At 64.6% G+C, this 15,727-nt stretch carries 13 protein-coding genes; 4 read left to right on the plus strand and 9 right to left on the minus strand.

Annotated elements, in window-relative coordinates:
• Positions 1 to 33: 33 nt before the first annotated feature.
• Genes ACR652_RS22280 through ACR652_RS22295 form a run of 4 tightly spaced genes read left to right on the plus strand, consistent with a single transcriptional unit; the run spans position 34 to position 5,012 of the window.
• Positions 34 to 1,824, plus strand: a complete 1,791-nt coding sequence (locus tag ACR652_RS22280) for a thiamine pyrophosphate-requiring protein (RefSeq protein WP_434508665.1) — start codon at positions 34 to 36, stop codon at positions 1,822 to 1,824.
• Positions 1,821 to 2,771 carry a hypothetical protein gene (locus tag ACR652_RS22285; RefSeq protein ID WP_434508666.1) on the plus strand — a complete coding sequence of 317 codons (951 nt, stop codon included), beginning with the start codon at positions 1,821 to 1,823 and terminating at the stop codon, positions 2,769 to 2,771. Before ACR652_RS22280 ends, ACR652_RS22285 begins: the two co-directional genes overlap by 4 nt.
• Complete coding sequence (locus ACR652_RS22290; protein WP_434508667.1) at positions 2,746 to 3,369, plus strand: gluconate 2-dehydrogenase subunit 3 family protein; 624 nt, start codon at positions 2,746 to 2,748, stop codon at positions 3,367 to 3,369. Before ACR652_RS22285 ends, ACR652_RS22290 begins: the two co-directional genes overlap by 26 nt.
• On the plus strand, positions 3,366 to 5,012 hold the full coding sequence (locus tag ACR652_RS22295) for a GMC family oxidoreductase (protein WP_434508668.1): 1,647 nt from the start codon (positions 3,366 to 3,368) through the stop codon (positions 5,010 to 5,012). The genes ACR652_RS22290 and ACR652_RS22295 overlap by 4 nt, the downstream gene beginning before the upstream one ends.
• Here the strand turns inward: ACR652_RS22295 and ACR652_RS22300 are convergent.
• From ACR652_RS22300 to ACR652_RS22340, 9 genes are all read right to left on the minus strand, one after another.
• Entirely contained in the window at positions 5,002 to 6,273 is a 1,272-nt protein-coding gene (locus tag ACR652_RS22300; RefSeq protein ID WP_434508669.1) for an alpha-hydroxy acid oxidase, read from the minus strand. The two genes, ACR652_RS22295 and ACR652_RS22300, sit on opposite strands and share 11 nt — an antisense overlap.
• 3 nt (positions 6,274 to 6,276) lie before the next feature.
• Positions 6,277 to 7,164, minus strand: a complete 888-nt coding sequence (locus tag ACR652_RS22305) for an SMP-30/gluconolactonase/LRE family protein (protein WP_434508670.1) — start codon at positions 7,162 to 7,164, stop codon at positions 6,277 to 6,279.
• 23 nt (positions 7,165 to 7,187) lie between these two features.
• Positions 7,188 to 8,228 (minus strand): SDR family oxidoreductase, encoded by a 1,041-nt coding sequence (locus tag ACR652_RS22310; RefSeq protein WP_434508671.1) that lies wholly within the window; start codon positions 8,226 to 8,228, stop codon positions 7,188 to 7,190.
• Between the two features lie 505 nt (positions 8,229 to 8,733).
• Complete coding sequence (locus ACR652_RS22315; RefSeq protein ID WP_434508672.1) at positions 8,734 to 10,287, minus strand: DHA2 family efflux MFS transporter permease subunit; 1,554 nt, start codon at positions 10,285 to 10,287, stop codon at positions 8,734 to 8,736.
• Entirely contained in the window at positions 10,284 to 11,414 is a 1,131-nt protein-coding gene (locus ACR652_RS22320; protein WP_434508673.1) for an HlyD family secretion protein, read from the minus strand. Before ACR652_RS22320 ends, ACR652_RS22315 begins: the two co-directional genes overlap by 4 nt.
• 61 nt (positions 11,415 to 11,475) lie before the next feature.
• Positions 11,476 to 12,744: a cytochrome c oxidase assembly protein gene (locus ACR652_RS22325; RefSeq protein WP_434508674.1), complete on the minus strand. Its 1,269-nt coding sequence runs from the start codon at positions 12,742 to 12,744 to the stop codon at positions 11,476 to 11,478.
• Complete coding sequence (locus tag ACR652_RS22330; protein ID WP_434508675.1) at positions 12,732 to 13,169, minus strand: hypothetical protein; 438 nt, start codon at positions 13,167 to 13,169, stop codon at positions 12,732 to 12,734. Before ACR652_RS22330 ends, ACR652_RS22325 begins: the two co-directional genes overlap by 13 nt.
• A 19-nt stretch (positions 13,170 to 13,188) precedes the next feature.
• Complete coding sequence (locus ACR652_RS22335) at positions 13,189 to 13,785, minus strand: cytochrome c oxidase subunit 3 (protein WP_434508676.1); 597 nt, start codon at positions 13,783 to 13,785, stop codon at positions 13,189 to 13,191.
• Positions 13,778 to 15,724: a cytochrome c oxidase subunit I gene (locus tag ACR652_RS22340; RefSeq protein ID WP_434508677.1), complete on the minus strand. Its 1,947-nt coding sequence runs from the start codon at positions 15,722 to 15,724 to the stop codon at positions 13,778 to 13,780. Before ACR652_RS22340 ends, ACR652_RS22335 begins: the two co-directional genes overlap by 8 nt.
• Positions 15,725 to 15,727: the final 3 nt, after the last annotated feature.

Genomic DNA, 15,727 nt, shown 5'->3' on the forward strand with positions numbered 1-15,727 from the left:
GTCGCGCCTTCCCCAAAGTCGCGAGCCGTCATCATGAGCAACACCGTCGGCGATTTCCTTGTCCATCGTCTCTATGAGTGGGGCGTGCGCCGCATCTTCGGCTATCCGGGCGACGGCATCAACGGCGTTCTCGGCGCCTTGCAGCGGGCGAAGGAGAAGATCGACTTCGTCCAGGTGCGGCACGAGGAAATGGCCGCCTTCATGGCTTCGGCGCATGCGAAGTTCACTGGCGAGATGGGCGTCTGCCTGTCGACCGGCGGCCCGGGCGCCTCTCACCTCATCACCGGACTCTATGACGCCAAATGCGACCACATGCCCGTCCTCGCGATCGCCGGCCAGGCGCCCCGCACGGCGCGCGGCGCGCATTACCAGCAGGAACTCAATCTCGATCGCATGTTCTCGGATGTCGCGGCCTTCGTGCAGGAGGCGGAGACGCCCGCGCAGGTGCGCATGCTGACGGACCGCGCGATACGGATCGCGAAGGCGCAGAACGCGGTCTCGGTGATCATTCTGCCGGGGGACTTGCAGGATCTCGACTATGAGGAGCCGCCGCGCAAGCATGGGGCCGTGCAGACCGGCGTTGGCTATTCGCGCCCGCTCGTGGTCCCTTGCTACGACGACATCCGCCGCGCCGCCGATGTGTTGAACGCCGGACGGAAGGTCGCGGTTCTGATCGGCGCGGGCGCGCTCGGCGCGCGGGAAGAGGTGATCGCCGTCGCGGAGAAGCTGAAGGCGGGCGTCGCCAAGGCGCTGCTCGGCAAGGGCGCGGCGCCCGACACTCTGCCATGGGTGACGGGGTCCATCGGTCTGCTCGGCACCAAGCCGAGCTATGACATGATGATGGCGTGCGACACGCTTCTCATGGTGGGCTCCGGCTTCCCCTATTCGGAATTCCTGCCGCAGGAGGGTCAAGCGCGCGGCGTGCAGATCGACGTGGACGCCTCCATGCTCAGCATGCGTTACCCCATGGAGGTCAACCTCCACGGCGACGCCGCCGCGACCTTGCGGGAATTGCTGCTCCACATCGAGGAAAAGACGGACCTTCGCTGGCGCGACTGGATCGAGCGGAAAGTCGCCGACTGGTGGGAGCTGCTCGAAGACCGCGCTCTTGCGCCGGCAAATCCGATCAATCCGCAGCGGGTTACATGGGAGCTCTCGCCCCGCCTGCCCGAGAACGCCATCATCACCTGCGACTCCGGCTCCTGCGCCAACTGGTACGCGCGCGACGTGAAAATCCGAGGCCAAATGATGTGCTCGCTGTCGGGCGGCCTCGCGTCCATGGGCGCCGCCGTGCCTTACGCGATCGCGGCGAAATTCGCGCATCCGGATCGCCCCGTGATTGCGCTCGTTGGCGACGGCGCCATGCAGATGAACAATATGGCCGAGCTGATCACGGTGGCGAAATACTGGAAAGACTGGGAAAATCCGAAATGGATCTGCTGTGTCTTCAACAATGAGGACCTCAATCAGGTGACGTGGGAACAGCGCGTCATGCAGGGCAATCCGAAATTCGAAGCGACGCAGAATATCCCGGACGTTCCCTACCACCGCTTCGCCGAGTTGATCGGGCTGAAGGGCATCTTTGTCGACGACCCGTCCCGCCTCGCCAGCGCCTGGGACGAGGCGCTCCAGTCGGATACGCCCGTTGTGCTGGAGGTGAAGACGGACCCCGAGGTTCCGCCGCTGCCCGCGCATATCTCCTTCGAGCAGGCGCGCAACTTCGCGGCGACGCTGTTCAAGGGCGATCCCGACGAGGGCGCATTGATCATCGGAGCCGCGCGACAAATCCTTGCCCCTATTCTGCCCGCCGGCGACAAGAAGTGACGACGCGGCCGGCTCCCGCGTTCCTCGGCGCCCTTGTGCTCGGCGCCGTCGCGGGCGCGGCATGGCGCGCGGCGAGCGCGGTGAAGCAGACCGGCCCCTCCACGTCGGCGCCGGGAGCTGATTCACAGGCGCGGACGCTTCATGGGTCGGCGGCGCTGCTCGCGGCGTCCGTTCTGGCCGACAGCGCGCTCGAACATTATCGCGGCTCCTTCGAGAACCCCGGAATGTTCGCGCCATTGTTGAGCTCCGCGCTGGCGCTGGGCTCGGCCGTGGAAGGCGCGGCCGCCGCGTCCCCCGCTGCTTACGCTTTCCGGAAGACATCCTATCGCCTGTCGATCGGCGTCGGCGCCATCGGCTTGTCCTTTCACATTTACAATATCTTCAAGCGGCCGGGCGGGCTGAGCTGGCTCAATCTGTTTTATGGCGCGCCGCTCGGCGCGCCGGCCGCCTTGTCGGTTTGTGGCCTGATTGGTCTCGCCGCCGAGCGGCTCGCAATGCAACGCTCGGAAACACCGCGCCTCCTTGGCCTGCCGGCCGGCCGCGCGCTCGCCGCGCTGACAGGCATCGCGCTCGCGGGCACGGTCGGCGAGGTCGCCCTCTTCCATTTCAGAGGCGCCTTTCAGAATCCGGCGATGTATGCGCCTGTCGTTCTGCCTCCTGTCGGCGCAACGCTTCTGGTCAAGGCTTCCGTCGAGCCCCCGGCGACGTCACATCCGCTCACGCGCGCATGGCTCTGGATGAGCGCGACGCTGGGCGTGATCGGCATGGGCTTCCACGCCTACGGCGTCGCGCGCGCCATGGGAGGCTGGCGCAACTGGAGCCAGAATCTCATTGACGGCCCGCCGCTGCCGGCGCCGCCGAGCTTTTCGGCGCTTTCTCTGGCGGGCCTCGCGTCACTCTCGCTCATTGAAAGGGACGCGCATGCGCGAGATCGCCAGGCGCCGTGACGCCCTGCCAGACTACGCGGGCTATGACGTGCTCGCAAAGTGGGACTCGCCGTCCTTCGACGCCGTCACACGCAGGGTTCTGGCCGACCGCCTGCATGACCTTCCCGCGCGCAAATTCTTTTCGGAGCCGGAACTGTCGCTTCTCGAGGCCATCGTCGAGCGGCTCGCGCCGCCCCTGCCCGGACTGGCGCCGGCAATGCTGGCGCGATGGATCGACGATCGCGTCGGACGCAATCTCGGTGAGGGCTTTCGCGGCGCGAGCGCGCCTCCCTTTCAGCAGAACTGGCGAGCCGGACTCATCGCCATCGACGCGGAGGCGAGACGTCTCTGCGGCGCCCCCTTTGTCGCGCTGGCGATTGCGGACCGGGACAAGACGCTGCGCGCGGTGCAGGCGGGAGAGACCGACGCAACCTTGTGGTCCGGTGTCGATCCCGCGACGTTCTTCTCGGATACGTTGCTCAAGACGGTTGCGGGTCTCGCTTATGCTCACCCGCTCGCATGGAGCGATATCGGCTTCGGCGGTCCGGCGAGTCCTCGCGGCTATGTGCGTCTCGGCTTCGACTCGCGCGACCCGTGGGAAGCAAAGGAGCGGCGATGAGCCTTGAGGAGCCGCGCGCGAGAAATGGCCGGGCGCCCGATGTCTTCACGCCCGGCGGCTGGACGCCGATGCGTGAATATGCGGACGCCGAGGCCGTCGATTTTCTCATCGTCGGCGCCGGCGCCGGCGGCGCGACACTCGGCTGCCGCCTCGCTGAAACGGGATTTTCCGTCGTCGTTCTGGAAGCCGGCCCCTTCTGGCGACCGCTCGATGATTTTGCGTCCGATGAACTCGCGCAGCAAGTGCTCTACTGGACGGACGACCGGATCATCGACGGCGAGGACCCAATTGCGCTCGGCGGCAATAATTGCGGGCGCGGGGTCGGCGGCTCGACTGTTCATTACAGCATGATCGCGTTGCGCTTCCGGCCCGAATGGTTCAAATGCCGCAGTGGTCTCGGCTATGGCTTCGACTGGCCGCTGAGCTACGAAGAGCTTGCGCCCTATTACGAAGAGGCGGAAGAGGCGCTGAAAGTGTCCGGCCCCGTGGCGTATCCCTGGGGACCGCCGCGACGGCGGTATCCGTATCGGCCGCATGAGGTGAACGCCGCCGGGCTCGTGCTGGCGCGCGGCTCAGAAAAGCTCGGCGTGCAATGGGCCGCGACGCCGCTGACCACCGTCTCCGCGCCAAGAGGCAAGTCGCCGCCCTGCGTTTACCGGGGCTTTTGCAATTACGGCTGCTCGACCAACGCCAAGCAAAGCGCATTGACGGTCTGGGCGCCGCGCGCCCTCGCGGCGGGCGCGGAAATCCGCGACCTCGCCATGGCCGGCCGCATCGGAACCGATCCGCACGGCCGCGTGACAGGGGTCGAATATGTCCGCGAGGGCGCGTGGCGCTTCCAGCGCGCCAGCCATGTCGTGGTCGCCGGCTATGCGATCGAAACGCCGCGCTTGCTGCTCAATTCCGCCTGCCCATTGTTCCCGAAAGGTCTGGCCAACGGCTCCGGACTCGTCGGGACGCATCTGACGACCCACGCCGGCCCCGGCGCGTGGGCGACCTTTGACGAGGAGATACGATGGTACAAGGGGCCGCCCAACATGGCGGTGACGGAACACTGGAACTATGTGGACGACGGCAAGGATTTTGTGGGCGGTTACGCCTTCATGAGTCAGGGTCCCCTGCCCATGGCCTGGGCGCAGACGCTTGCGACCACGCGCGGCCTGTGGGGCGCCGCGCTCCGGGAGGAGATGCGGAAATATAATCACGTCGCCGGCTTCGTCCCCGTCGCCGAGACGGAGCCGCGTTTGCAAAACCGCGTCACGCTCGCCGATGAGACCGACCAGTTTGGCCTTCGCATTCCGATTGTCACCTTCTCCTATTCCGAGAACGACCGGCGGCTGCAACGCCACGCCCTCCGCTTCATGAGCGAGATGCTCGCCGCCGCTGGCGGCTATGACATCTGGACGAATGACAAGGATACGAGTCACCTTCTCGGCACATGTCGCATGGGCGCCGATCCGGAGACGAGCGTCGTCGACGCGGACGGACGGAGCTGGGAGATTCCCAATCTGTGGATTTGCGACGGCTCACTGTTCCCGACATGCGGGGGCGTCAATCCCTCGCTGACCATTCAGGCCCTCGCCTGCCGTGCGGCCGACAGAATCGCCCGCCTCGCCGCGAGTGGCGCGCTTTCTAGCGCGTGAGAAAATCCGGGCTCATGGCCTTGACCGACGGGGCGCCGAGGAGGCCGAGGTCGCGATCGATCTCCTCGCGCAGGATATCGATCGCGCGTTCGGCGCCCTCCTGCCCGGCCGCAGCAAGGCCATAGAGCGTCGCGCGGCCCAGAAGAACGGCGTCGGCGCCGAGCGCCAGCGCTTTCAGCACATCCGTTCCCCGGCGGAAGCCGCCGTCGACCAGCACCGTCAGCCGATCCCCCACACGCCGGCGCGCTTCCGGCAGCATGTCGAGGCCCGAAACCGTCCAATCGAGCTGGCGCCCGCCATGATTGGACAAAATGACTCCGTCCGCGCCGATGTCCGCCGCGCGCTCCATGTCGCGCGGATCGAGGACACCCTTGATGAGGAACTTTCTCGGCCACAGCCCCCGCAAGCGCGCGACTTCCGCCCAGTCGAGCGCATGATCCATATTGGCGCGAATCCAGAAGGCGCTTTCGAAGAACCCGCGGTGGTCCTTTGGAACCCAGTCGATAGCATTCGCAAAGCTCGGCATGCCGCCTGACAAGGTGGTCAAGGCCCAACGGGGATGCAGCGCCGCATCAAGAACGGACCCGATCGTGAGCCTGCCCGGATGCGCGAAGCGTCTTTGCTCCCATTCCCGATCGCCATAGAATTGCGCGTCCACCGTGAGGACCAGCGCCTCACATTGCGCACGCTCCGCCCGCGCGATGAGCGAGTCCCGGATCTCTTTCGGACCGAACACATAGAGTTGCCACCAGTGTCTGAGATTGGGGACGGCCGCCACATCCTCCATGCGATCATTCGACATGGTGCTTTGGATGAAGGGGACCCCCGCCCGCGCCGCCGCGCGGGCCAGCAGCACATCCGCGTCCTTCCAGAAGACTCCGTTCAGTCCAGTTGGCGCGATCGCGAAAGGCAACGGCGTCGAGCGGCCAAACAAGGAAATGCTTTGATCGCGATGCGAAGCATCGACGAGCGCCCTCGGCAGCAGCCGATAGCCGGCCAGCGCCGCGAGGTTGCGTTGAAGCGTCGCCTCTTCCTCGGCCCCACCCTCCAGATATTCGACGGCGAAGGCCGGCAGGCGGCGATGCGCCATCCTGCGCAGATCCTCGATCGTGCGAGCGCGTTCGAGAGTCCGCCCCGCATAATAGGACCGCCGAGGCGATCCGTTCTCCGTCGCGGGCGTCGGGTCGAGCGAGGCGCCCACGGCCGCCGCCTCGACCGGCGCGCTGTCCCGAAAGGCTGGCTGGTCTGACATTCGGCGCATGGATCACCCGTCGGCAAAGAGTGCGGGCGGCAGTCCCCTGACGCCCGGACGACACCGGAAGACGGCGCCCGCATCGGTTTCGTCGACGCCATGCGCCGCCGAGGTGATGTAAAGCGTCGCATGATCTGCATCGCCAAAAGCGCACATGGTTGGCTGACTCACGGGCAGCCTGACCTCCCGATCAATGCGTCCATCCGGCGCCAGGCGAAACACGCGCCCTCCGCCATAGAGCGCGCACCAGTAAAAACCCTCTTCATCGACCGAGGCGCCATCGGGCGCGCCATCCGCCTCGTCGAACCGCGCAAAAAGCCGCTGCCCGGAAAGAGCGGCGCTGTGCACGTCGTAATCGAAGGCCCAGATGCTGCGGGCGTGACTGTCGCTGAAATACATGGTCCGCGTGTCCGGGCTCCACGCCAGGCCATTCGGAATCACCGCGTCTGCGCCCTGCTTCTGAAAGGCCGCCTCCTGGCGGTAGAAGCCCAATGGACGCGCCTCCGTCGTCGCTGTGCTCTGCCCGCGCAAAGGCTCGTACATCGTACCGACCCAGAACCGTCCCAGAGCGTCGCACTTGCCATCGTTGAACCGGTGTCTCAACGGATTGAATGGCGGCGCGCACAGCGGCTCGAAGACGCCCGCGTCCGGCTGGAGTTTTGCAAGGCCCGTCCGCAGCGCCACGATAACCGCCCCGCTTTCGCAGAGCGCGAACGCTCCAATCTCCGAGGGCGTCTCCCAGCTTTCATCGACGCCTGTTGACGGCCGAAACCGATGCAGCGCGGGTTCTTCGATATCGATCCAGTACAGCGCCTCCTCCCGCGCGCACCAGGTGGGGCTTTCGCCAGTCGCGGCGTGCGCGGGGATGGCGACCTCCACATCCGAGGACCCCTCTCTCATCACGTGCCTGCCGCGCCTGTCATTCACATCAGTGTCTTTCGGCTCGCGGCGCGCGAGGCGCGTCCCCAGAGATAGGCGCCGGCGAGCAAGCCGATCCCGGCGACCACCGCGCCTCCCCGCAGATAGGCCGGATCGACAGCGATCAAGCTGTCTTTCGCAGCGGCCGAAAAGCGCCCACGCGCACCATGATCATGATGATCGGGACCGAGCAATTCATCCGGGTCGCCGGGCCGTACGGGATCGTTCGAGATTTGCTGCTCATAGGCGTTGCGCGCCAGATAGCGGTCGAGAAAGACCGGCGCGAACATCTGTCCGATGATCGACTGCACCGTCGGCGCGCCGAGCCACAGCTCCCGAGGCGCCCGCCAGGCTTGCACGGCCTCGACCACGGCGCGCGCGACGGCCTCTGGCTCGTAGACTTCGCCGATCGGCTGATGGCGCCGGTCAAAATGCATGTGCGACCAGTCGAACTGAGGCGTGTTCACGCCGGGCAGCTGCACCATCGTCAACCTGATGCGGCTGTTGTCATGAAGCAGCTCGGCGCGCAGCGAGTCGGTGAAACCGCGGATCGCGAACTTCGCCGCGCAATAGGCGGACTGAAGCGGAATGGCGCGATAGGCGAGCGCGGAGCCAATCTGAATGATATGTCCTTCGTCGCGCGGCCGCATGTGGCGCAGCGCGGCCAGCGTGCCATGGACAACCCCGAGATACGTGACCTCCGTGACGCGGCGATACTCCTCGGGCGTGATCATGTCCACGGGACCGACCACCGTCTCCATCGCATCATTCACCCAGACGTGAATGCGTCCCCAGCGGGCGACGACGGCCTCCGCCGCGGCGAAGACGTCATCCGGCTTCGAGACGTCCGCGATGAGTTCGAACGCCTCCCCACCCAATTGCGAGACCTCCGCGAATGCGCCCTCGAGCCCCTCGGGGCTGCGCGCCAGAAGCGCCACCCGATAGCCACGTTGCGCGAAGGCGACGGCGATCGCCCTTCCGACACCGGCCGAAGCGCCGGTGACGACGGCGACGGGGGCGTCGCCATTTTCAAACGCTGCGGACATGGCGAACCCCTCCTGATCCTGATGCAATGGAAACTTTAGAAGCCTTCCCGGTTTGGCAACCGGAACAGCGGTCTTCCGTCGATTTTTGTCATGGCGGGACGCACGGTCTCGTTGTAGAAGAGCCGATGCTGCGCCAAATGACCCCGCGCCACAGGTTGAATGCAGGATGACCTCGCTCATGTTCATCTGGAACCCGGACAGACGGTACAATGCGCGATCGATCAGAGTCGCTTGCATCGCCTTGCTCGTGTCCGCGCTCCTTTCCCCCACCGCGACGCTCGCCCGCGCGCATCAGATGCAGAGAGTCCAGGAAAACGGTTTCAACTGCGCCCTGGCCTCTCAGAGAGCGGTCGCCCGGCGCCGCCATCTTTCCACGCAGCCGAATGATCCCGCATCCCTGGGGATTTACGCCAACCCAAAATCGGCTCTTGAAGCAGACAACGCCTTTGACGCCTGTGTCAGAAAGCACGCGGGCGGTCGTTGACCAGACAAACCGCCTTTGCCCTCAATGCGCCGTCGCCGGAACGGCGCCGAGTTTCACGCGCCGCAGAATCAGCGCCAGTGGAATCACAAGCGCCGCCAGCAGCATGAGCGTGTGAAAGACGTCGATATAGGCAAGGAGCGACGCCTGCGACTGGATCTGCCGCGCGATCCATTCCGTCGCCTGACGCCGCGCAACCGTCGTCGAGTTTCCCAGCGAAAGGAAATAGGCGATCATGCGATTCAGCGTAACCTGATACTCTATATTAGACGTCGTGGCCGCCTGCGCGAGATGGCTCATGTGAAACTGCTGCCGGTGCGCCAGCACATTCTGGGCCAGCGAGACGCCGATTGATCCGCCCACGTTGCGCGCCACATTGATGAGCGCCGACGCCTGATCCACCTTGTCTGGCGGAATCCCGTCATAGGACGCGGTTGTGATCGGGATGAAGATCAGCGGCAGGCCGACCCCGATGTAAATGCGAGAGCGCGCGAAGAACCAGAAGTCGAGATCGCTGTAGAGGGAGGTCAGATTATACATCGCAAGCGCGACAACCGCCGCGCCAGTCATGATCAGATATTTCGGCTGCACGCGCCCTGACAGCCGCCCGACAATCAGCATCATCACCATGGTCACGAGGCCGCCCGGCGAAAGAACGAGCCCCGCCAGCATCGCCGTATAACCAAAATTCAACTGCAAGAGTTGCGGCAGCATCTGCGTCGTGGAAATCAGAATCGCGCCGATGGCCATCATCACGAAAAAGCAGGAGCCGAACTGCCGCGTGGCGATCATGCGGACATCGACCACGGGCCTCCTGTGCGCGGCCTCCCAGGGAATCATCAGGATGAAGGCGAGCCCACCCAGGGCGGTAAAGAAAAGAATGAAGTTCGACGAAAACCAGTCTTCGATTTGGCCGCGATCGAGCACGACCTCAAGTGACCCCAGGAAGGTCGAGACCAGCAGAAAGCCAACCGAGTCGAAGGCGATGTCGCCGTCCATCGCCGGCGTTTCCGGCACGACCATCATGATCAGCGCGACCGAAAGGAGCCCGACAGGCACGTTGATCAGGAAACACCAGTGCCAGGACCAACTATCCGACAGCCATCCGCCAAGCGTTGGCCCGATCACCGGCGCGACGACCACGGCGATGCCGAACAGCGCGAAGCCCTGCCCGCGCTTCTCCGGCGGAAAGGCGTCTGCCAGGATTGACTGGGAAACCGGCACCATGCCGCCGCCGCCCAAACCTTGCAAGACGCGAAAGAAGAGCAGAGAGCGAATGCTCCAGGCCATGCCGCACAGAAGCGAGCTGGCCGAGAACAGCGCAAGGCAGATGATGAAGAACCGCCTGCGACCCATGGCTTTGGCGAGATGGCTGCTGGCCGTCAGAACAATGGCGTTGGCGACGAGATAGGTCGTCACGACCCATGTGGCTTCATCCGGGGAGACCGCCATGCCGCCCGCAATATAGGGCAACGCCACATTGGCGATGGTGGTGTCGAGCACCTCCATGAAGGTCGCGACGGCGACCACAACCGCGATGAGCCAGGGATTTGCGGCCGCCTGTCCTGCTGATGTCACAGGCGTTCCATCAATTGCTCGTAAAGCGAGGGCGAAGGATTGACGCGGATTGTCGGGACGACGGACATTCCGGGGCCGAGCGTGAGAGGCGGAACCTCGCGCAGGGCGATCTTCACTGGCACGCGCTGCACGATCTTGACATAGTTGCCCGTTGCATTTTCCGCCGGAAGCAATGAGAACGCCGTGCCGGAGCCCGGCTGAATGCTGACCAGGGTTCCCTTGACCGGAACGTCCGGATACGCATCGATACGAATGTCGGCAGGCTGACCGGGACGCATGCTGGTCAATTGCGTCTCCTTGTAGTTCGCCGTCACCCAGATCCGATCCGGCACGAACATGGCGAGGCTCGATCCCGTCTGCGCCAATTGCCCGACCGCCGCGGTCAGGCGAACGACGCGGCCGGGCTCCGCCGCGGTCACCGATGTGTAGGAGAGATCGAGCCGCGCACGATCGAGTTGCGCGCGTGCGCGAGCGACATCCGCCTCCGCGCTCGCGCGCTGCGCTTCCAGCGCGCCCACCTTTGCGCGCGCGGCCTCCACGGTCTCGGTGGCGCCTTTCCGCCGCGCCTGCTCCTGCTGAAGCGCGGAAGACGCCTGCTGTTCACGCTGGACCGTGCCTGTTCCTCTTTGCGCCAGCGCCTGAGAGCGCGCGGCCTCCTGCTGCGCGAAACGCAGGGCCGCCGATGACTGCCGAACATTCGCCTGTGACGCCGAGATCTGCGCCTCCTGCGCGGCGACCTGGGCTTCGAGATTCTGCACGCTGGCCTGAGCCGAGGCGAGCTCGGCCTGCGCCTTGTCCACCGCGATGCGATAATCCTTGGGATCGATGCGCGCGATTTCCGCGCCGGCCTCGACATGCTGGTTATCTGTCACCGGAACGGCGACAATATAGCCGGTGACCTTGGGCGTGAGGGACGATTGGCGCGCGTCGATGAAGGCGTCGTCCGTGCTCTCGAAATGCGACGCATGATCCCAGTAGAGATATCCGGCCGCGCCAAGTGTGATCACGGCGATGACGCCGATTCCGACCGTTGCGGCATGCCGCAGCGTCGACTTGGCTGGCGACCGGTCTCCGACGCGATCGACGACCCCGGAAGGGCGGTTTTCAAGAGCTTCGGTTTCCGACATGGGTTTCGCGCCTTGCCTTCACGCACCTAACGCGCGGTCACGCGAAACCGATCGCCGCACGTCACTTCAACGTATAAAGATAAGCGGCGATATCACGGCTCTGCTCATCGGTGAGGCCCATATCCGGCATCACATTGCCGGGCACGATCTTCTGCGGGTTCTTGAGCCACATTCGCAGATTGTCGGGCGTGTTTCTCAGCAGGCCCGCGATATAGACGCGCCGCCCCATCTGACTGAGTGGGGGGCCGACGAGGCCAATGGCGCCAGTGACGCCGGGAATGGTGTGACAGACGCCACAGCCGATCGCGGCGATATCTTCGGCGCCCTTGCGCGGATCGCCGCCACTCTCATAAGCCTGCGCCGCCGCCGCGCCGAGACGCGCCGACGTCGGCGCGTCACAGCCGGAGAGCATCGGCGACAGCAGCACGGCGCCGATGACAGTGAGCCCGGCGCCACGTGACCTCCGCAACGCTCTGCGCTCGGCCTCTCGCATCCACGCCAGCAAAAGGAGCAGAATGGCCACGATATAGGCGAGGCCGCCGGGTATCCACATGACGAGCCCGGCGAGTTGCTGATCTTCAAGCGGCGTGAGGCCCAGCCGCGCCAGGGCGTCTGCGTCCTTTACATAGAGAGGCCGCGACGACAGGGCGATGAGGGCGCCGGGCAATCCGCTGAGCAGCGCCGCGCTGAGGACAAACAGAAGCCGCCCGCCATAACCCAGCGCATGACGTCCCGACGGCGCCATCACAACGGACCAGAAGGCGTAAGCGCCGAAGAAAAAGCTGAGATGCTCCAGCGCATGGGCGAACGCGCCGCTCAGCGCCCAGGCGTAAAGCGCCGGGACGTGCCACAGGAGAAAGAGGCCTGTGAACCAGAACCAAACAGCGACTGGCGTCGCAACAAATCCGCCGGCCTTCAGCAAGGCGCGAAACGGCGCTGTCTGCAACAGCGGCGCATAAGCTCTCTGTATGACGACCGTCGCATGCGCCGCCACGAGCAGGGGCGCGCAGATGAGTATGAGCAGAAGGTGCTGCGTCATATGTGTTGCGAAGAGACGCTCGCTTGCCTGCGCGAAAGGTGACGCCGTCGACGCCGTGAGAAGAAGAACCGCCAGGAGGAAGGCGAGAAAGCGCCGCGTCCCGATCAGGCGCCGAACGGTCCCGCGCTTGAAAAGCGACAGAGCGCCGGCGGCATAGGAGAGCGTGAGCAACAGCACGGCGCCGAGCGCGAAGGCTTGACGATGCGCTTGCGCGAACGCTGCGTCCGCGTGGGCGGCGGCCGGCGTCACAAAGCCGGCGGCTGCGCAGGCAAGCACGATCAGCTTCCGCATCCGATGCCTCCGACGGCTGCGATTGTGCCGAAGAGAATCTGGATGATGAACCACACGCCCGACCAAACTCCCCAGACCGCAAAAAAGCGCGTGCGCCCCTCGCCCGCCTCGATGAGATGCTCATGGCCGCCATGCGCCTCATCGCTTGTCCGGCGCCAGATGAACAGTGAGATGACCGTCGCGGCGATTGCGATCGCGAGAGCGACGAGATTGATTCCGAGCAGCGCGGAATGGAGCCATTCCCAGCCTGGTCCCGGCGCCGCCTTTGGCCTCGTCTGCGGAAAGCAGGCGTGACTTGCGAGCCCGTAATTCAGAAGCAACTGCGCCGACCACGCCAGCGGCGCGGCGAGCAGCGCGGCAAAGAGCAGCGCGTTCGCGATGCGCCCGCGATGCGGGGCGGGATGGCCGACGCCGTAGGAAGTCATGATCTCTCTCGGCATCGCGTCATCCTATGTAGGGCGTGAGATAGAAGGTAAAGAAGATCGCCAGCCAGACCACATCGACGAAATGCCAATAGATGGCGGCGATCGAAAGGGCCGCATGTCGGTTTGCGTCGAAATAGTTCATGAGCGACCAGATCAGGACAGCCGCAAGCATCAGGGCGCCGAAAAGCACATGCGCCATGTGGAAACCCGTGGTGATGAAATAGGACGAGCCGTAGGAGGTCGACGCAACAGTAAAGGATTTCTCGCGCCATTCGTAGGTCTGGATAATGAGAAAGACGACGCCGAGCGCCAGGCCGATGGCGAGTCCGGCCGCCTGTCGGCCTCTCTGGTTGCGCGCGGCGCTGTGCTCCCCCCACCACACGAAAAGGCTGCTCAGCAGCAGGATCGCCGTATTGGGCGCCGCCAGCTTCAGGCTCGGGGTTTCGGGAATCCAGACGCGCCCGTGTTGAACGACGAAGTAATAGTAGCTGAACAGCAGATAGGCGAACAGCGATCCTTCCGTCATGATCACCGTCATCATTCCCCACCAGCCGAAGGCTTTGTGGCCGACGCTCCCGACCGGAAGGCCGCGTCTCTCCAGCGCCTGATCAGACATGAGGCTTCTCCGCGACCTGACCGAGTTCACGACGCGGCCACAGCCAGAAAAGAAGAGCGGCCAGGAGAATGAGAAAGACGAGCCCGGCGGCGTACCACGCATGCGCCAGGGCAGCGGCGCCGAGCGCCGTCGCCGCTAGCGCGGTCAGGAGCGGCGCCAGTGAATCCTCGGGCATCTTCTGGATGGCGTCCGGCTCGGCGTCGAGCGCGGTGGTGGCGAGCATCTCCTTGCCGTTGTCGAGAACCAGGCCGCGCGTGAGCGACGAGCGGTCCTCGCCCTCCTGAAGCGCCTCCTCCCAAAGCGGATGCCGGCTCGCCACCACCGGAATGACGGCGAAGTCATAGGCAGGCGGCGGCGAAGCCATCGTCCATTCGAGCGTCGGGCCGCCCCAGGGATCAGGCCCGGCGATTGTCCCCCGGCGCCGGCTGATCAGGACATTCACGAGAAGAAGCAGGACCCCCGCCGCGAGAATGAAGGCCCCGATCGTGGTCACGAGATTGACCGTGCTCCAGCCCAATCCTTGGGGATAAGTGTAAATCCGTCGCGGCATGCCTGCGAGCCCCGTCCAGTGCATGGGCAGGAAGGCCAGGTTGAAGCCGATGAAGACCGTCCAGAAATTCCACCGTCCGAGCCGCTCATCCAGCAGACGGCCCGTCATCTTCGGGAACCAGACATAGAGCCCGCCCATCACTGCGAGGACATTGATGCCGATCAGCACATAGTGAATATGCGCGACGACAAAGTAAGTGTCCGTCAATTGCTGATCTGATGGCGCCGCGGCGGTCATGACGCCCGAGACGCCGCCGATCACGAACATGACAATGAATCCCGCGAAGAACAGGAAGGCCGTCGAGAGAACGGGACGGCCAGTCCAGATCGTCGCGATCCAGGCGAAGACCGCCACGGCGCTGGGCACCGTGATGACAAAGGAGGCCGCGCTGAAGAAGGACAGCGCCAGGAAGGGAATGCCGGTCGCGAACATGTGATGCAACCACACGCCGAAGCCCATGACCATCGTTGCGACCGTCGCCAGCACGACCACCGTATAGCCGACAAGCGGGCGGCGGCAGAAGATCGGCAGCGCGTCCGAAACAATGCCCATGGCGGGAAGCACGACGACATAAACCCAGGGATGCGCGAAGATCCAGAAGAGATGCTGCCACAAGAGCGGCTGGCCACGTCCCGCCGTGTCGAAGAAATGCGTGCCGAATTGCCTGTCCGTCCAGAGCATGAAAAAGGCGAGGCTGGCGGCGGGAACGGAAAAGAGAATGCCGAAAGACGTCGTCACCGTGCCCCAGGCAAGGATCGGCACGCGGTTGATCGACATGCCCGGCGCCCGCGCGCGCAGGAAGGTCACGACGAAGTTCGTCGCGCCGGCTGTCGAGGACACGCCGAACAGGATCATCCCCAATGCATAGAAATCCATGTTGGGGCCAGGATTATAGGGCTTCAGCGCATAGGGCGGATAGTTGAACCAGCCGTCGTTCGGGCCGTAGCCGACCAGAAAGCCTGCATAGATGAAGAGCCCGGAAAATAAATAAATCCAGTAGGAGAAGGCGTTGAGTCTCGGAAAGACCATGTCCCGCGTGCCGAGAATCAGCGGAAACAGGAACACGCTGAAGCCGGAGAGAACCGGCTGGGCGTAGAGAAAGATCATGGTCAGCCCGTGCATGGAAAAGAGCTGATCGTATTGCTCGGGCGTCAGCAGCGTCTTGTTCGGGCCAGCGAGTTGCAGGCGCATGACCAGCGCTTCGAGCCCGCCGAGAATGAGGAACAGGAACGCGGTCGCGATATAGCGCTTCCCATATTCCTTGTGATCCACTGTCGAGAACCATCCGCGCAGCCCGCGCTCTCCGGCCCAGAGGGCTGCGAGCTTCAGCGTGGTCGTTTCGTCCGCGCGCTGCACCTGTTGGGAGCGGTCGGTTTCGACGACGGCCATGAG

This window comes from Methylocystis sp., assembly GCF_051061225.1.
In the GTDB taxonomy this organism is placed as follows: Bacteria; Pseudomonadota; Alphaproteobacteria; order Rhizobiales; family Beijerinckiaceae; genus Methylocystis.

Excerpts from the sequence above, each read along its gene's own strand:
- ACR652_RS22280 (WP_434508665.1), top strand. The coding sequence starts at position 34 with ATGAGCAACACCGTCGGCGATTTCCTTGTCCATCGTCTCTATGAGTGG.
- ACR652_RS22290 (WP_434508667.1), top strand. The coding sequence starts at position 2,746 with ATGCGCGAGATCGCCAGGCGCCGTGACGCCCTGCCAGACTACGCGGGC.
- ACR652_RS22295 (WP_434508668.1), top strand. The coding sequence starts at position 3,366 with ATGAGCCTTGAGGAGCCGCGCGCGAGAAATGGCCGGGCGCCCGATGTC.
- ACR652_RS22300 (WP_434508669.1), bottom strand. The coding sequence starts at position 6,273 with ATGCGCCGAATGTCAGACCAGCCAGCCTTTCGGGACAGCGCGCCGGTC.
- ACR652_RS22305 (WP_434508670.1), bottom strand. The coding sequence starts at position 7,164 with ATGAGAGAGGGGTCCTCGGATGTGGAGGTCGCCATCCCCGCGCACGCC.
- ACR652_RS22310 (WP_434508671.1), bottom strand. The coding sequence starts at position 8,228 with ATGTCCGCAGCGTTTGAAAATGGCGACGCCCCCGTCGCCGTCGTCACC.
- ACR652_RS22320 (WP_434508673.1), bottom strand. The coding sequence starts at position 11,414 with ATGTCGGAAACCGAAGCTCTTGAAAACCGCCCTTCCGGGGTCGTCGAT.
- ACR652_RS22325 (WP_434508674.1), bottom strand. The coding sequence starts at position 12,744 with ATGCGGAAGCTGATCGTGCTTGCCTGCGCAGCCGCCGGCTTTGTGACG.
- ACR652_RS22330 (WP_434508675.1), bottom strand. The coding sequence starts at position 13,169 with ATGACTTCCTACGGCGTCGGCCATCCCGCCCCGCATCGCGGGCGCATC.
- ACR652_RS22335 (WP_434508676.1), bottom strand. The coding sequence starts at position 13,785 with ATGTCTGATCAGGCGCTGGAGAGACGCGGCCTTCCGGTCGGGAGCGTC.
- ACR652_RS22340 (WP_434508677.1), bottom strand. The coding sequence starts at position 15,724 with ATGGCCGTCGTCGAAACCGACCGCTCCCAACAGGTGCAGCGCGCGGAC.